This is a genomic window from Rathayibacter festucae DSM 15932 (genome assembly GCF_004011135.1).
GTDB classification, from domain to species: Bacteria; Actinomycetota; Actinomycetes; order Actinomycetales; family Microbacteriaceae; genus Rathayibacter; species Rathayibacter festucae.
Map to the genome: position 1 here is coordinate 3,246,985 of NZ_CP028137.1, position 16,301 is coordinate 3,263,285.

Sequence of the window (16,301 nt, forward strand, 5' to 3'; positions counted from 1 at the left end):
CCGCACCCCCTTCAGGGGTTGATCTGAGGACTGCGGCAGACACGGCGATGGTTGCGTTGCCATGATCGGCGCGTCCCCTCTTCATCCAGGACGGCAGCGCGCTCCACGCCGTCCTCCGCGCCCCCGAGGAACCCTGATGGCCGACTCCGCCTCCCCGTCCGGCCCGCCGCTCCGCCGGCGCTCGATCGTGGCGGCCGCCGCCTGGACGATCCCCACCGTCGCCGCGGTCACCGCGGCACCGCACGCCGCCGCCTCGACACCGCCCGAGCCCGTCGGTCCGCCCGATCTGCTCGACGTGACCGGCTTCGAGGCGGTCCGCTGCGACGTCGTGCCCGCCGGCACCGTGCTCTTCCGCGCCCTCGACGGGACGTCTCCCGCGGCCAGGGGCGCCTCGGTGACCGTCGCACTCCCGCCCGGGCTCGGCTTCTCCGCCGGCGGGAGCTCCGCCGTGGTGGCGGTCGGCACGGAGGGCGTCGTCTCCGTCCCGGCGTTCGCGGCGTCGGGCTCCGCGGGCTCCTACACGATCACGGCCACCTACGGCACGGCGATCGCCTACGCGCCGGGGACGGTGACCGCGAGCCCCGGCCAGGTGGTGGAGCTCACGCGCTCCCCCGGCGGCGCGAACCAGCAGCCGACGTTCTCCACCGCCGTCGTGCCCGGAGTCGTCGACGGCGTCCACGGCGCGATCTCCGGTGACGAGCTCGCCGCCAGCGCCGGCCGGAACGCCGCCGTGCTGACCGCCGACGGCCGGGTGCGCTACTGGGGAGCGAACCTCGGCGCCCCGGTGACGGCTCCCGGAACCCTGACGTTCGCCGGGGCCGCGGTGACGGGCATGGTGTTCATCGACACCTGGACCTGCGTCCAGGCCGGCAACACCTCCGCCGGCGGCATCGCCGCGGGAGCCGGAGCGGACTCCGTCCGCCAGTGGTACCGCACGGGGACCGGCACCGGCCCGCTCACGGTCGCGGCGGTGACCGGCATCACCGGCACGGTCCTCGCTGCCAAGTCGAACGACGGCTACAGCTACGCCCTCACCAGCACCGGCCTGCACTGGTGGGCGAACGCGACCTCGGGCGAGCGGGTCGCCGCCACGCTCATCGCGGGCACGGCCGGTGCGTCGGCGATCAGCACCTGGAGCTACCGCCGAGCCAACGGCGTCCTCGTCTTCGGCGGCGGGATCCTCCGCGCCGACGGCGGTGTCAGCGCCTGGAACGGCAGCCACGCCCTCACCGCCCTGGGCGGCGCTCCGGCGGACATCGTCGAGTTCCAGGCCGGGCAGTCCACCGTCTACGCCCTCACCGGCTCCGGCGAGCTGTGGACGCAGGGCGCCGCGTTCACCTCATCGCCCGGCGGCGCGGGCTGGATCCTGCGCGCCGAGAACGTCGCGACGACCAACGCCTGGACGTACGAGGGCTACACCGGCGGCGTGTACGCCACCACGGCGGGAACGGTCGCCCAGTTCTTCGCCGCGCAGCCCGCCGGCAACGCCTACCGCACGGAGGCGAGGACGATCCCCGCGGGCGTCACCCTGACGAAGGTGTTCAGCACGGACGGCACCTACCTGGCGCTCGCCTCGAACGCGACCGTCTACGCCTGGGGCGGCAACCTCGACAACTCCGGCCGCTCGCAGCCCGCCCTCGTCGCCGGAGTCACGAATGCGACCGACCTGAACGCCTGGGGCTACCACGGACCGTCCTACGTGGGCGGCGGGTACGTCATCTCCTCGATCGGCTGCTGACGCCGACCGATCCGCCCGCCTCGCGACCCGCGAGCGCGCCCGCCCGGGCGGATCCGCCGGGAGCGAACCGTTAGGGGATGCGTCGTCCGCGTGCCAGGATGGACCGTCAATCCCCCCTGCTATCCCCTTGGGAGCCCCTCCGGCATGTGCGGAATCGTTGGGATCGTGTCCTCCGGGCCGGTCAACCAGTCCATCTACGACAGCCTCTCCCTCCTGCAGCACCGCGGCCAGGACTCGACCGGCATCGCGACCGCGGACGGCAGCACGCTGCACATCAAGAAGGCGGCGGGGCAGGTCCGCGAGGCGTTCCGCACCCGCGATATGCGCTCGCTGCTCGGCACGATGGGCCTCGGGCACGTCCGCTACGCCACCAAGGGCAACGCGGAGCGCGAGGAGGAGGCGCAGCCGTTCTACGTGAACGCGCCCTACGGCATCATCCTCATCCACAACGGCAACCTGACGAACACGCGCGAGCTCACCGAGGAGCTCTTCACCGTCGATCGCCGCCACCTCAACACCACGTCCGACACCGAGCTGCTGGTCAACGTGCTCGCGAACGAGCTGCAGGCCTCGATCTCGGGCCGCGACCTCGACGCGGACGAGGTGTTCGACGCCGTCGCCCGCGTGCACGAGCGGGTCGAGGGCTCCTACGCCACCATCGCGCTGATCGCCGGTCACGGGCTGCTCGCGTTCCGCGACCCGTTCGGCATCCGGCCCCTGATCGTCGGCCGCCGCTTCAATGTGAACGGGCCTGACGACTGGGTGGTCGCCTCCGAGTCGCTCGTCCTCGAGGCGCAGGGCTTCGAGATCGTGCGGGACGTCGCTCCGGGTGAGGCGATCTTCATCACCCCCGACGGCCGGATGACCAGCCGTCAGTGCGCGAAGAACCCGCGGCTCATCCCGTGCTCGTTCGAGTACGTCTACCTCGCGCGACCCGACTCGATCCTCTCCGGGATCTCGGTCTACGAGGCCCGGCTGCGTCTCGGCGACCGGCTGGCCGACACCATCGCCGAGTACACGCCGGGCGGGGCGATCGACGTGGTCATGCCGATCCCGGACTCCTCGCGCCCCGCCGCGATGCAGGTCGCGCAGAAGCTGGGCATCCCGTACCGCGAGGGCTTCTACAAGAACCGCTACGTCGGCCGGACGTTCATCATGCCCGGGCAGGCGGTGCGCAAGAAGTCGGTGCGGCAGAAGCTGAACGCGATGTCGAGCGAGTTCAAGGGCAAGAACGTGCTGATCGTCGACGACTCGATCGTGCGCGGCACGACGTCGAAGGAGATCGTCGACATGGCCCGCACGGCCGGCGCGAACAGCGTCACCTTCGCGTCCGCGGCGCCGCCGGTGCGCTACCCGCACGTCTACGGCATCAACATGCCGTCGCGGCAGGAGCTCGTCGCGCACAACCGCCGGATCCCCGAGATCTCGGAGGCGATCGGCGCCGACTACCTGATCTACCAGGAGGTCGCCGACATGAAGGCGGCGATCCTGGAGGGCTCGGACGTCACCGACCTCGAGACCAGCTGCTTCACCGGCGAGTACGTCACCGGCACCGTCACGCCGGAGTACCTCGACTGGGTGGAGCGCACGCAGCTGAGCTGACGCTGGGAGAGCGCGCATCCGGCAGGCACAGCGCCCGGGTGCGCGCAACGGGGTGCCGTGCGGCGACGGATCGTCCATGATCGTGGGGCGCCGCTCCGTGCGCCCGAGACGAGGAGTCCCCGTGATCTACCGCCTGCTGCCCCTGCTCCTGACGTTCATCGCGGGTCGCCTGAAGAAGTCGCAGAAGGCCAAGCGCGCCACGCAGAACGCCGCGCGCTCGACGAGCCGCAGCAGCCGCAAGCGCCGCTGACCACTCGCTTGCAGAGCGTCGTCTCTAGCGCGTCGAGGCGTCCGGCTCCGTGCCGGGCGCCTCGTTCTCGTCCGGGGCGTCGTCCGGCTCGTCTAGGTCGTCCGCCGGCTCGTCGTCGCGGTCCACCTCGCGGGCGACCGTGCGCTCGGCGGTGGTGCGGACGACGCGGCGGCCGACGACCCGGTCGAGGATCACGACGACGAGCGCGGCGAGACCGCCGAAGATCGTCACGAACAGCAGCAGGCTGAAGCCGAAGACCTGCGCCTGGCTGAAGCCCTCGGTCTCGGGCAGCGCGAAGGTGAGCACGAAGGCGACGATCGCGCCGAAGCCCGCGCCGAGCGCGAGGATGCGCCAGACCCGCGGCGAGCGGCGGACGTCGACCTCCTCGCGGGTGATCTCGACGTCGTCGGGGCGCGGCGAGGAGTCGAGCGGATCGGTCATGCCTCCATTGTCCCCTGTGCCCGGCCGGGCGCGGGCCGAGTGGCGAGGCGGCGGCGGATCGGGTAGCGCGCCTGAGAGCCGGCGGGTCTCGATACGCCGCTGCGCGGCTACTCGACCAGCATGAGGGGGGCGCCGCTTCGCGGCTCCGACGCCGGCCATGAGGGGGCGCCGCCTCGCGGCTCCGCGGTCAGTCATGAGGGGGTGCCGCGTCGCGGCTCCGAGGGCGCGGTCACATGGAGTGGAGGAGGCGGCCCGCCTGGGCGCGGAGCTCGCGGACGACGGTCCGCACGGAGAGCCGCTCCGCGCGGTCGGGGCGCATCAGCGCGACGATGTGGCGCACAGAGTTCACGCCGCGCAGGGGCTTCACGACGATGCCGGCCGTGCCCGCGGTGTAGCGCGGGACCACGGCGATGCCGAGGCCGGCCGCGACGAACGCCTCCGTGACGCGGGTCGAGGCGAAGCGCTGCTCGACGCGGACCGGCTCGCCCGAGGTCGTCTCGATCTCCTGCATGATCCGCTCGAACGGGAAGCCGTCGGGCACGCCGATCCAGGTCTCGCCGACGAGGTCGCCCGCGGTGACGGTCGCACGGTCGGCGAGCCGGTGGCCGAGCGGCAGGGCGATGTCGAGCGGCTCGACCATCAGCTCGGCCATCGCGAGCCCGTGCCCGGCCCAGGCGCTGCGGCCGTTGGGCGAGTGCGCGAGGACGATGTCGAAGTCGGCGGTGAGATCGAGGAACTCGTCGGTCCCGGGGTCCGCGTCCTCGCAGTGCACCACGAGCCCCTCGACGCTGCGCAGAGCGACCAGGGCGTCCGGCAGCAGCATCTGGCCCGCCGTCGGGAAGGTCGCGATCGTCACCTCGCCGATCGGGTTGTTCTTGAAGGTCTGCCACACCGCATCGGCGCGCTCGAGAGCGGTCGCGATCTCGGTGGCACTGCGGGCCAGCTCGCGGCCGGCCGCGGTGAGGACGACGCCGCGTCCCGAGCGCTCGATCAGCGGCACACCCGCCTCGCGCTCGAGCACCTTGAGCTGCTGCGACACCGCCGAGGGAGTGCGGTGCGTCGCCGCCGCCACCGCGGTGATCGAGCGCCGCATCGAGAGCTCCCGGAGCAGTTCCAGCCGTCGCACGTCCATGTAGGAACGCTACACGTCAGGCCAAGAACAGTGCGATTGTCCTAAGGAACAGAAGGCCCGAGAGTGGACGTTGTACAGAGCATCCCGGCGGATGGATCGCCAAACCTGGCAGACACGTCGGAGCAACGAAAGGCAGAACACTCATGAGCATCGCAATCCTCGTCGTCCTCGGTGCCGTCGCCGCATGGGGCACGGTGTCGACGGTGCTCGTCGCCAGCCGCGACGGATACCGTCAGGTCCCCGTCCGCCACTGAGCCCCGCGCTCCGCGACAGCACCTCATCGCGTTCCGACGCCGTCTCCCCCTCCAGGGAGGCGGCGTTCTCGCGTTTCCGGGGGCATCCGCAGGTCGCGCACCCCCGTGAACGCGGAAGAGGCCCCGCGGCGCGCACCGCGGGGCCTCTCCTGTGCGAGTGCTACTTCGCGGCGGTGCGGCGGCGCAGGCGCGCCACGGTCATGCCGAGTCCGAGCAGCAGCGCCGCGGCACCGGCCGCGAAGGCCGGCGTCGCGTCGACGCCGGTCGCGGCGAGGTGACCGGTCGAGCCGCCCGGGACGGCGGGAGCCGTCGTCGCCGGCGTCGTCGGGATGACGGTCTCGGTGGGCTCCGGGGTCGGGGTCGGGGTGGGGGTCGGCGTGGTGCCGGGGCCTGCGGCCTCGGTCACCGTGAGCGTCGACACGACCGAGACACCCGTGACCGGCAGAGCGAACTCGAGCTCGTGGTCGCCGGCCGACAGCTCCGCGACCGAGAAGCCGACCGACGCGCGGCCCTGCTCGTCGGTGGTGTCGACGACGGTGTGGTCGATCGGAGCGGTCGCCACCTGGACGCCGTCGATCAGCACCTGCACCTCGTCGTCGCGGACGGTCGAGTTGTTCACGTCGAGCGAGGACAGCTCGTAGGAGAGCGTCTCCGCACCCTCGACGCTGGTGTCGACGATGCCGATCGAGCGCGAGGCGGCGTCCGGCGTCACCGGCGAGAAGGCGGCGATGTAGTCGGTGAAGGCGGTCAGGTCGACGCGGCCGGAGTCGGCCTTGCCGGTGCCGTTGGCCAGCTCGGTGAAGTTGTCGCCACCGGAGGCGAGGAAGGAGTTCGTCACGATCTTGAACGTCTCCTCGTCCGCGATCGGCTCGCCCTGGAAGAAGACGCCGGTCACGTGCGAGCCGACCTCGGCGGTCGGGTTGTAGGTGTAGGTCAGGTCCTTCGAGATGCCGAGGTGCAGCTCCGGGCGGGACTGGCCCGGCTGCCACTGCTGCTCGAGGACCGTCTTGATCTGTGCACCGGTGAGGGTCTCGGTGACCAGGGTGTTGGCGAAGAGCTGGACGGCAGCGGCCTCCTTGTAGGAGACCTGCCCGTCCGCGTCGCCGGCTCCGCTGGAGGCGAAGAGCAGGTCGTTGCGCACGCCGCCCGGGTTCATGAACGCGATCTGCGTGCCGAGGTCCTCCTGCGTGGCCCAGAGCTGGGCGTCGGCGACCAGGTTGCCCATGGTCGACTCGGCGCCGCGGTTCTCGGATCCGTTGGACTGGACACCACGGCGGATGTCGGCGGTGATCGAGCCGACCGGAACCGCGCCCTGGACCTCGGCCACTGCGACGGCGTCCGCGACGAGCGCGGCGACGGCGACTCCCTCGGGGGTGGAGTCGGCGGCGTAGGCGGGCTGGAAGACCGTGGAGACGACTCCGGTGGTGGGGTTGGTGACCTGTGCGGGAACGAGGGTGTCGACGAGGTTCTGCGCGCTGTTGGTCACCTCCTTGGTCTCGGGATCGATCGTCAGCTCGATGTGACCGAGGCGGTTGCCGTACTGGCCGGCCTGCACCACCGGGAGGGTGTTGCCGTCGACCGTGACCTCGGAGGCGTACGCCTGGTGGGTGTGCGCGGAGACGATGGCGTCCAGGCCACCGCCGATGCCGTCGACGATCGCGCCGAACACGGTGTTCGCGTCGGTGAGGTCGACCGTGGCGCTCTCCGCGCCCTCATGGATGACCGCGACGAGGACGTCGGCCTCGAGGTTCTTGTCCTCAGCCGGGACCGACGAGTCCGCACTGTCGTCCACGCCGTCCTGGAGTCGCGCCGCTTCCGCGTTCACGGAGTCCACGACCGGTGCGATGTCGAGGGAGGCGATGCCGGCCGGCGAGACCAGCGAGGGAAGGCTGGCGGTCGTCGCGCCGATGAAGCCGACCGTGACGCCGTCGAAGTCCTGGACGTACGAGGAGGCGTAGGCGTGGTCGTCGGTGCCCTTCTCGAGCAGGTTGGACGAGAAGTACTCGAACTCCGCCCGCGGGATGACGCGGTCGTCGAGGTCGGCGCGGCCCTGGTCGAACTCGTGGTTGCCGATCGCCGAGGCGCTGACTCCCATCAGTCCGAGTGCGTCGATGGTCGGGGTGTCCTGCTGCACGTAGGACGTGAAGGTGGAGGCGCCGATGTTGTCGCCGGCGGAGATGAGGATCGAGTTGTCCGGGTTCTCGGCCTTGAGCGTCGCGTACGCGGAAGCGAGCGACGCGGCTCCCGGCGTGCTGCCGTCGACCGTGCCCGCGGCTGAGGCCTCGAGGCGTCCGTGGAAGTCGTTCATCGTGTAGATGTCGATGACCTGCGCTTCGGCGGCCATGGCGGGAGCTGCGCCGAGCAGGGCGGCGCCGGCGACGGCACCGACTGCTGCTGCGGACAGAGTTCGGAGGAGGCCGCGTCGACGGCCGGGGGTAGTGCTTCGCATCTGTGGGAGGTCTCCAAGCATCGAGCGGCGATTCGGAGAGAACTCCTGCCGCAGTGGGGGAACTTTCCCAGACAACCCGACGCGGGCCTGCCCGTCAAACGTCGATCGGGGCGGCGGCGGTGCGTTTACGAGATGTTAATTCGCCGACGGTCGGCGGACGTGCAGCAATGGCAGGAACGGCGAGAGGTCGGCGCGCACGCCCGAGGCGTGGATCCGGCCGCTCGCGAGGCCCTCGCTCCAGGGGAGGGAGCCGGTCGCGAGGGGCAGCCAGGTGGCGGCGTCCATCTCGATCACGTTCGGCGGCGTGCCGCGGGTGTGGCCCGGGCCCTCGACGCACTGGGCGGCGCCGAACGGCGGCACGCGGACCTCGACGCTGCGGCCCGGGACGTTCGTCTCGATGATCTGCAGGAGGAAGCGCACGGCGGTCGCCGTCGTGTTGCGGTCGGCCCCGCCGGCGAGCGCCGCCCGCACGGCGTCCTGCCCGGTCGCCTCGTCGATCTTCCCCTTGGCCATGCGTCCAGTCTGCCGTGCCGCCCGGTGCCCGCCGGCTCCGCGAGATGCCACTTGTGCACGCGACACGCCGCAGAAGGCGTGCACAAGTGGCATCTCGCGGAGGAGGGAGGGGGCGCGCGGCGACGGGGCGCGCGGCGGGCGGGGGCGCTCCGGGGCGGGCCTATCCTGTCAGGGTGAAGATCCTCGTCCTCGGCTCGGGTGCCCGTGAGCACGCCATCATCACCGCCCTGCTCGCGGAGGAGGAGGCGCACGAGATCATCGCCGCCCCCGGCAACGCGGGCATCGCGCGGGACGTGGAGGTCATCCACTTCGACACCAACAGCCCGCGCCTGGTCAGCGACTTCGCGGTCGAGCAGGGCATCGAGCTCGTCGTCATCGGGCCGGAGGCGCCCCTCGTCGCGGGAGTCGCCGACGCCCTGCGCCGCCGCCGCATCCCCACCTTCGGCCCCGACCGCGCGGCCGCCGCCCTCGAGGGCTCGAAGACCTTCGCCAAGCGCGTGATGGACATGGCGCGCGTCCCCACCGGCCGGGCGACCCGCGTCTCGACCCTCGTCGACGCGACGCGCGTCATCGACGAGTTCGGCGCCCCCTACGTCGTCAAGGCCGACGGCCTCGCCGCGGGCAAGGGCGTGCTCGTGACCGAGTCGCGCACCGCCGCCGTCGCACACGCCGAGTTCTGGCTGCAGTCCGGCGACGTGCTGATCGAGGAGTTCCTGGCCGGCCAGGAGGTCTCGCTCTTCCTCCTCTCCGACGGCCACGACGTCGTGCCGCTCTCGCCCGCCCAGGACTACAAGCGCCTCGCCGACGGCGACGAGGGCCCGAACACCGGCGGCATGGGCGCCTACTCCCCGCTCCCCTGGCTCGCGGACCGCTGGGAGAGCGAGCGCGCCTTCGTCGACGAGGTCATCGACACCGTCGCCATCCCGACCATCCGCCAGCTCGAGCGCGAGCGCACCCCGTTCGTCGGACTCCTCTACTGCGGCCTCATCGTCACCGACGCCGGCATCCGCGTGATCGAGTTCAACGCGCGCTTCGGCGATCCGGAGACCCAGGTCGTGCTGCCGCGCCTGGTCTCCCCGCTCTCCGCGCTGCTGTTCGCGGCGGCGACCGGCGCGCTCGCGTCCGTGCCGTGGCCGGCCTTCTCGGAGGACGTCGCCGTGACGGTCGTGCTCGCCAGCGAGGGCTACCCCGAGAACGCCGCGACCGGGCGCGTCCTCGGCGGCCTGGAGGCGGCGGCCGAGGTCCCAGGCGTGACGATCGCGCACGCCGCGACCCAGCTGGTCGACGGCCGCTTCGTCGCCACCGGCGGCCGGGTGCTGAACGTCGTCGCCCGCGGCGCCGACTTCGCCGAGGCGCGCGAGCGGGCCTACCGCGCCCTCGACCTGATCACCCTCGACGGCGGCCAGTACCGCCGCGACATCGCGCTGCGCGTCGCCGGGCGCTGACGCCCCGCGCTCGCCCACTCGCCCGCTCGCTCCTCAAGAGTTGTCGTACCCGCCGCACGGGTACGACGACTTCTGGAGAGTCGGTGCGGCGTCGGCGGACGGCTCCTCACGAGTCGTCGCAGCGGAGGCGCCGGTACGACAACTCTTGGAGAGCGGAGCGGGGCAGCGGGGGGTCAGGCGGTGCGCAGGGGCGTGCGGCGGGTCGCAGACCACCAGAGCGCCGCGCAGCCGAGGACGACGGCGCTGCACAGGGCCATGACGGTGCGCGGCTCGAGGAGCAGGATCCCGAGCGAGACCAGGGCCTGGCTGAGGGCGATTGCGAGCATGGCGACCATGTTGTCGACGGCGAAGACGCGGCCGCGCAGGTCGTTCGCGGTGATCGACTGCAGGCCGTAGCCGCTGAGACTCGCGTTCATGCTGCCCCCGATGTGGGCGATCAGGACGAGGGCGATCGCGAGGACGACCGAGGTGCTGATCGACACCAGGGCGTAGCCGAGGCCGAAGAGGAGCACGGCCGCGACGATCCCGCCGCGCAGGTCGGGCGAGCGCTCCGCCGCGAACCGCGCGACGCGGGGCCCGATCACGGCACCGACGCCGCGCGCGGCGAAGAGGAGGCTCGCGGCGACGGCGGGGTCCGTCGTCATCGTCAGAGCCAGCGCCGGGAAGAGCGCGATGGCGCCGTTGCCGAGGTGGCTGCCGGGCTTCGCCAGCAGCAGGGCCGGGATCCGCCGGTCGGAGCGGCAGAAGGCGGCGACCTCGCGGACGTCGCGGGCGAAGCGGGCCGCTCCTCCGCGGCGCCCGGCCTCGCGCCCCGCCCCCTGCCCCGCCCCGCGCTCGGCGCCGCGAGCCGCGGGCAGGCCGAGCAGGAGCAGCGCGGAGAACCCGTAGGCGACGGCGGTGATCGCGAAGCAGAAGTACGGCGAGACGAGCGCGGAGGCGATGCCGCCGAGGGAGGCGCCGAGCGCGAGCATCACTCCCCAGACCGAGTTCAGCCCGGTGCTCGCGACGAGCAGGCTCTCCCGCGGCACGATCTGCGGGACGATCGCGTTCACGGCCGGGGTGAAGAACGCCTTGCCCGCCGCGAGCAGCGCGAAGGTGAGCACCGCGAGCCACGCGGTCCCGGCCGACTGCAGCAGGAACAGCGGCAGCACGGCGAGCGCCGACCCCGCCTGCGCGACGACCAGCACCGTGCGGCGCGACGTGCGGTCGACGAGCCCGCCGGCCCAGAGCGAGAGCACGGCGATGACCGCGGTCTCGGCCGCGAGCAGCAGCGCGCCGAGGGCGCCGTCGCCGGTGAGGCGCTGGAGCAGGACGATCAGCGGGATCATCGTGAACCAGTCGCCGCCCTGGCTGACGATCTGGGCGAGGAAGACGCGGCGGTAGTCCGGGTTCGCCCGCAGGATCCGCCGGACGCTCTCGCGCGCGGCCGTCATCGCGGCGGGGTCCGTCCGGTCGGGTCGTGGCCGGGGGCGTCGCTGCGGATCGCCGCGAGGTCGCTCCGCCGGAACCGCGCGACCATCAGCGCGTCCTCCTCCGAGAGCTCGTCGAGCAGCCCCGGGGGCAGGAGGTCGAGGAAGTCGCAGGCCCGCGCGACGGCGACCCCGATCGCGTCGCCGGTGCCGCGCTGCACGGCGTTCGCGACGACCCGCATGTCGCCGTGCACGATGTCCAGCGCCAGCTCCGGCAGGAGCTCCGGCGCGAGGCGCTGCAGGACGAGCGCGGTCTCGACCGCCATCGTCATCCGGGCCGCCGCGTTCGCCGGCTCGTGCAGGCGCTGCGTGATCGAGTGCGGGCCGGACTCGCGCACGCGCCAGTGGTAGACCACCTCCGAGACGACGTCGACCGACGCGGCGCGCAGGTGCGCCTCGATCATGACCGGGCCGTCCTCGTACTCCGCCAGCTGGAACGCCAGCCCCGAGCGGTCCCAGAACGAGCGGCGGAACACCTTGTTCCAGGACATCCGGTCGAGGATCAGCGCGGGATCACGGGTGAGGTGCGTCCCGAGCCGGGTCGCGGCGAAGACGTCGCGGTAGCGCGGGTGCGCCCAGACCCGGGCGGAGTCGAAGCGCCGCACGTCGCCGGACGCGAAGTCGGATCCGCTCGCGCCGAGGGCGCGGAGGAGGTGGTCGTAGGCCCCGGTCGGCACCCGGTCGTCCGCGTCGCAGAAGGCGAGGAACTCGCCCTGCGCGGCGGCGACCCCGGTGTTGCGGGTGGCGCTCAGGCCGCGGTGCTCCTCGCTCAGGACCGTGACGCGCGGCTGCGACGCCGCGAAGGCGCGGGCCAGCGCGAGGGTGCCGTCGGTCGAGCCGTCGTCGACCACGACGACCTCGCCCACGTCGTCCCGGTCCGCCAGGGAGGTGAGGCACTCGAGGAGGTAGGCCTCGACGTTGTAGGCGGGGACGACGACGCTCAGGTTCTGCGGCACGGGAGATCAGCTCTTCTCGGAGGATGCGGGGGTCTTCTCGGAGGGTCAGAGGGGTGGTCTCGCGCGGTGCGGGCGGTCATCGGGTGCCTCCGTCGGCGTCGGTGGGGTGCGGCCGGAGCTCGACGGCGAGCGTGAGCACGGTCCCGGTGCCGAGGTCCAGACGGTGGACGCCGCTCGGGAGGGAGCGCAGCCTCGGGACGCAGACCTCGGCGAGGATCGAGCGCGAGCCGAGGACGGTCCGCTTCTGCTCCGAGCGCAGGACCAGCTCGGTCGAGAGGGTCGCGTTCACGATCTGGCAGCAGTCGGCCGGCACGGTGACGACGCGGCCCGGCTCGGTGCAGATCAGGACGACGCCGACGTCCGTGCGCAGCAGGAGCACGCCGTCCCGGTCGCTCTCGCGGTGGGCGCCGGCGCCGTGGTGCAGGAGCGCGCGGTACCAGCGGTGCACGCGGAGGAGGCAGACGCGCTGGCCCGGATCGAGCGCGGTGAGGTCGCGTCCCCAGGCGGGGACTCCCCCGGCGACCATCCGCAGGGCGATGACGCACACCTCGGCGGGCGACGCCGAGCGGGGGAAGGTCTGGTAGTCGTTCAGCCCCGGCATCCCCCGGGCCTGGATGTAGTCCATCCGCACGAGGTTGGTCCGCGACGCGTACGGGGAGTCGCCGCCGCGCACGACCGAGCCGAGCCCGGCGATGGCGGCGGTGGCGTAGTCCTGCTTCATCTCGACGACGACCGGCCGCGGCTGCGCCTCGGTGATCGCCGCGCACTCGGCGAGGACGCGGTGCAGTCCGACGATCGTCGAGCCGAGGTCGTGCGCGTGCTCGGGGGACTCGCACTCCTCGGACGGCAGCCAGTTGAAGAGGTCGTACTTGACGCCGTCGAAGGGGTGGCGCCGGAAGAGGTCCCGCACGACGTCGACCATGACCCGCCGGGCGCGCTCGCTGCGGAAGCACAGCGAGTAGAACATCGTCGGGTTCAGGATCGGGGCGCCGAGAGCGTCCTGGACGAGGAGGTCGCCGACCCTCCCGAACGCCGCGGAGGCGGGACCAACGGCGTGCGGGGCGCACCAGATGATCACCCGGCTGCCGAGCGCGTGGATCGACTCGATCAGCCACGGCAGGTCCGGGTACTTGACCGGATCGGGGGTCCAGTCGCCGATGTCCATCGGCACGTCGTAGCTCGAGTCCAGTCCGCGGCCGAACCAGCCGTCGTCGATGACGATGTTCGGGATCCCCAGCTCCGCGGCGAGGCGGGCGTTCCGCAGGACGAGCTCCTGCGTGACGTGCTCGGAGCTCCAGTCGACCCAGGTGCACCAGTAGGGCTCGAGCGCCTCGGGGCGGGTGGAGTAGCGCACGTCCAGGGCCAGCCGCTCGCAGGCGGAGAACCGCCGCAGCACCGAGCGCCAGTCGGCGTGCTGCGACGCGGGGAGGACGGCGATCCAGAACCGGTGCACGGCCTCGCCGTCGTCACCGGCCTCCGCGGTGTCGGCGAGGTGGAGCAGCGTGAACTCCACCCGCAGCCGGCGGAAGTGCACGTTCAGCGCTCGGTTCGAGGCGGGCTCGTGCAGGGTGATGTCCATCTCCGTGGGCGCGGCGATCACACCCACGCCGTGGACGCCGCCGCCGAGCCGCTCGAAGACCTAGACCGGCGTCTTCAGCGAGTTCGCGCGCACCTGCAGGTCGCCGCTGAAGCGCCAGGCGGAGATCGGGTGGCTGCTGTTCATGTGCCAGCGGCCGGTGTCCGGGACGACGACGTGGTCGAGGTTGTCGAGGGTCGTCGTGTAGACGACGCTCACGTCGCGCAGCTCGGGGCGGGCGGGGAGGCGGACCTCGAGCAGCTCGTCCGCGGCGCCGGTGAACCGCCAGCCCGTCGGGACGGGAGTGCTGTCCGCGACGACGAGGCGGCCGTCGCCGGTCGCGATCAGCACGGCGCGGAATCCGACGGTCGTCCCGTCGACGCGCCGGGCACGGACCTCGACGCTGCCGGCCGCGGTTCGCCGGGCCGTGCTGTCGCTGGATCCCACGGTGCGCTGCTTCCTTCGTCGGCGGTGCCCGGCGGAGTCGGCGGCGCCGCGATTGTCCGTGACCGTTCACGGAGCGCAGGGCCGCCTCGTGCCGCGACACGGTGATCCGCGCCGTTGCAGGCATGGTGACGTTAGCATCCGAGCGCGGGCGACACGTACCCGGGGGATCGGGTAGGGGCGCGGCGGGGCGGGCGCCGGTGTCGGCGGGGCGGTGTCGGCGGGGCGGTGTCGGCGGGGCGGTGTCGGCGGGGCGGGCGATCCCGACCCGGGGTCAGCGCGCGGTCGCGACGATGTCGCGGAGGGCCTCACCGAGGTGGGGGTGGGCGAAGGTGAAGCCGGCCTCCTCGAGGCGGCCGGGGACGACCCAGCGGCTCTTGAGCAGCAGCTCGGACTCGGTGCGCAGGGCGAAGGTCGCCGGCTCGAGGACGAAGCGCGGTGCGGGCAGGCCGATCCGCCGGCCGACCGCGGCGCGCAGCAGGCGGGAGAGCTCGGTGTTGTCGCTGGGGTTCGGCGCGGCGAGGTTCACGGGGCCGTCGAGGGGCTGCTCTTCCAAGAACCGGATCGAGCGGAACACGTCCTCGACGTGGATCCAGCTGAAGTGCTGGCGGCCGCGGGTGGGGCGGTACTCGTGGTGCACGCCGGCCGCGCGCCGGGCGCGGGTGGCGGGCCAGCGGCCGTCGAACTGCGGGCCGCCGAGGCCGAGCCGGGCGAGCTTCAGCAGGATGCCGGTGGCCGGGCCGTCGCCGAGCACGATCGTCATGCGGAGGGCGAGGCGGCGGACGCCGGGGGTCTCGCCGGCGAAGAAGGCCTCCTCCCAGGCGCGCGCGACGTCGACCGAGAAGCCCTCGCCGAGCACGCCGTCCCGCTCGGTGTTGGCGCGCTCCTCCTCGTGGCGGTAGATCGTGGCGGTGCTCGCGTTCATCCAGACCGGAGGCGGGGTCGCGGCGGCCGCGACGGCGCGGTGCAGCTCCTGCGTGGTGTCGATCCGCGAGCGCAGGATCTCGGCGCGGTTGGCCGGGGTGTAGCGGCAGTCGACGCTCTTGCCCGCGAGGTTGACGAGAAGGCGGGCGCCGTCGAGGGCCCGCGTGATCGCGGCCGTGTCGCCCCAGCGGGCGTCGGGGCCGGAGCGGCCGATCCGGCGGACGGTCCAGCCGTCGGCCTCGAAGCGGCGGGCGAGGTCGGTGCCGAGGAAGCCGCTCGCTCCGGCGAGGACGACGACGGGGCGCGCGGGGTCGGGCATGCGTTCATCGTGCCGCATCGGGGGCGGTCGAGGGTGCGTCGCTGGGGCGTCAGAGCCGGCGAGCCGCTGCCAGCGCACCGGCGAGACGCGCCGGAAAGCCCGGCGGGACGTCCTCGGGCAGGGCGTCGACCGGCCACCAGGCCAGGGCGTCGCTCTCGTCGCTGACGGCGAAGGGCTGCGCGGGGTCGGCGATCGCGCCGTAGCCGATGTCCCAGTGGGTGCTGCAGCGGCCGAAGCCGCCGCCGAGGCCGTGCCGGTCGAGGTCGAGCGGGACGTCGCCGAGCAGGGTGAGGGCCGGCAGACCGCTCTCCTCCCGGGCCTCGCGCTCGGCGGCGGCGGGGACGGAGGCGTCGGCCGACTCGACGTGCCCGCCGAGCTGCACCCAGAAGCGGCCCTTGCGGTGGTAGCAGAGCAGCACGCGGTCGAGTGCGGGCGAGAGCACGAAGCAGCTCGCAGTGACGTGCTCGGGACCGCCGTCCCGCTCGAGCGCCGCGTCGCCGTGCTCCGCGAGGAAGGCGAGGTACTCGTCCCGGAGCCCGGCGAGCGCCGCGGGCGCCGCCCACTCCGCCAGCTCACTGCTCAGCCTGCCGGCGCGCGTCGTCTCCACCCGGGAAAGCGTAGGCGAGAGCCCCCTCCCGCGAGATGCCATTTATGAGGGCGACACGCCGAGGCACGAGCTCACAAGTGGCATCTCGCGGAGACGGCCGGGGCGCGCGTGCGGCGGCTGTCCGCGAGATGCCACTTATGAGGGCGACACGCCGAGGCGGAGGATCATAAGTGGCATCTCGC

Annotated in this window: 14 protein-coding genes; 4 read left to right on the top strand and 10 right to left on the bottom strand. The window is 72.9% G+C overall.

Annotated elements, in window-relative coordinates:
• The first annotated feature begins 136 nt into the window (after nucleotides 1–136).
• From C1I64_RS14835 to C1I64_RS20780, 3 genes are all read left to right on the top strand, one after another.
• Nucleotides 137–1,738 carry a hypothetical protein gene (locus C1I64_RS14835; protein WP_127887734.1) on the top strand — a complete coding sequence of 534 codons (1,602 nt, stop codon included), beginning with the start codon at nucleotides 137–139 and terminating at the stop codon, nucleotides 1,736–1,738.
• Between the two features lie 144 nt (nucleotides 1,739–1,882).
• Nucleotides 1,883–3,340 carry an amidophosphoribosyltransferase gene (gene purF / locus C1I64_RS14840; RefSeq protein WP_123448060.1) on the top strand — a complete coding sequence of 486 codons (1,458 nt, stop codon included), beginning with the start codon at nucleotides 1,883–1,885 and terminating at the stop codon, nucleotides 3,338–3,340.
• A 121-nt stretch (nucleotides 3,341–3,461) separates the two neighbouring features.
• On the top strand, nucleotides 3,462–3,590 hold the full coding sequence (locus C1I64_RS20780) for a hypothetical protein (protein WP_260303555.1): 129 nt from the start codon (nucleotides 3,462–3,464) through the stop codon (nucleotides 3,588–3,590).
• 24 nt (nucleotides 3,591–3,614) lie between these two features.
• Here the strand turns inward: C1I64_RS20780 and C1I64_RS14845 are convergent, their stop codons facing one another.
• The 4 genes from C1I64_RS14845 to C1I64_RS14860 form a co-directional block, all read right to left on the bottom strand.
• On the bottom strand, nucleotides 3,615–4,031 hold the full coding sequence (locus tag C1I64_RS14845; RefSeq protein ID WP_127887735.1) for a hypothetical protein: 417 nt from the start codon (nucleotides 4,029–4,031) through the stop codon (nucleotides 3,615–3,617).
• A gap of 229 nt (nucleotides 4,032–4,260) precedes the next feature.
• Nucleotides 4,261–5,163, bottom strand: coding sequence for a LysR family transcriptional regulator (locus tag C1I64_RS14850; RefSeq protein WP_127887736.1), 903 nt, complete (start codon nucleotides 5,161–5,163; stop codon nucleotides 4,261–4,263).
• Between the two features lie 414 nt (nucleotides 5,164–5,577).
• On the bottom strand, nucleotides 5,578–7,761 hold the full coding sequence (locus tag C1I64_RS14855; protein ID WP_244209495.1) for a bifunctional metallophosphatase/5'-nucleotidase: 2,184 nt from the start codon (nucleotides 7,759–7,761) through the stop codon (nucleotides 5,578–5,580).
• Between the two features lie 240 nt (nucleotides 7,762–8,001).
• A complete protein-coding gene (locus tag C1I64_RS14860; protein ID WP_123448056.1) occupies nucleotides 8,002–8,379 on the bottom strand; it encodes a sterol carrier family protein in 378 nt (125 codons plus the stop codon).
• A 173-nt stretch (nucleotides 8,380–8,552) separates the two neighbouring features.
• On the opposite strand from C1I64_RS14860, the gene purD reads away from it, so the two are divergent.
• A complete protein-coding gene (gene purD, locus C1I64_RS14865; RefSeq protein WP_127887738.1) occupies nucleotides 8,553–9,824 on the top strand; it encodes a phosphoribosylamine--glycine ligase in 1,272 nt (423 codons plus the stop codon).
• A 173-nt stretch (nucleotides 9,825–9,997) separates the two neighbouring features.
• Here the strand turns inward: purD and C1I64_RS14870 are convergent, their stop codons facing one another.
• From C1I64_RS14870 to C1I64_RS14895, 6 genes are all read right to left on the bottom strand, one after another.
• Nucleotides 9,998–11,257, bottom strand: coding sequence for an MFS transporter (locus C1I64_RS14870; protein ID WP_127887739.1), 1,260 nt, complete (start codon nucleotides 11,255–11,257; stop codon nucleotides 9,998–10,000).
• A complete protein-coding gene (locus tag C1I64_RS14875) occupies nucleotides 11,254–12,249 on the bottom strand; it encodes a glycosyltransferase family 2 protein (protein WP_127887740.1) in 996 nt (331 codons plus the stop codon). The genes C1I64_RS14870 and C1I64_RS14875 overlap by 4 nt, the downstream gene beginning before the upstream one ends.
• Before the next feature lie 76 nt (nucleotides 12,250–12,325).
• Nucleotides 12,326–13,849 carry an alpha-galactosidase gene (locus tag C1I64_RS14880; protein WP_208645140.1) on the bottom strand — a complete coding sequence of 508 codons (1,524 nt, stop codon included), beginning with the start codon at nucleotides 13,847–13,849 and terminating at the stop codon, nucleotides 12,326–12,328.
• Between the two features lie 39 nt (nucleotides 13,850–13,888).
• Nucleotides 13,889–14,272: a hypothetical protein gene (locus C1I64_RS14885; RefSeq protein WP_127887742.1), complete on the bottom strand. Its 384-nt coding sequence runs from the start codon at nucleotides 14,270–14,272 to the stop codon at nucleotides 13,889–13,891.
• A 271-nt stretch (nucleotides 14,273–14,543) separates the two neighbouring features.
• Nucleotides 14,544–15,512: an epimerase gene (locus tag C1I64_RS14890; protein ID WP_127887743.1), complete on the bottom strand. Its 969-nt coding sequence runs from the start codon at nucleotides 15,510–15,512 to the stop codon at nucleotides 14,544–14,546.
• A gap of 49 nt (nucleotides 15,513–15,561) precedes the next feature.
• Complete coding sequence (locus C1I64_RS14895; protein WP_244209496.1) at nucleotides 15,562–16,119, bottom strand: NUDIX hydrolase; 558 nt, start codon at nucleotides 16,117–16,119, stop codon at nucleotides 15,562–15,564.
• Nucleotides 16,120–16,301 lie beyond the last annotated feature (182 nt).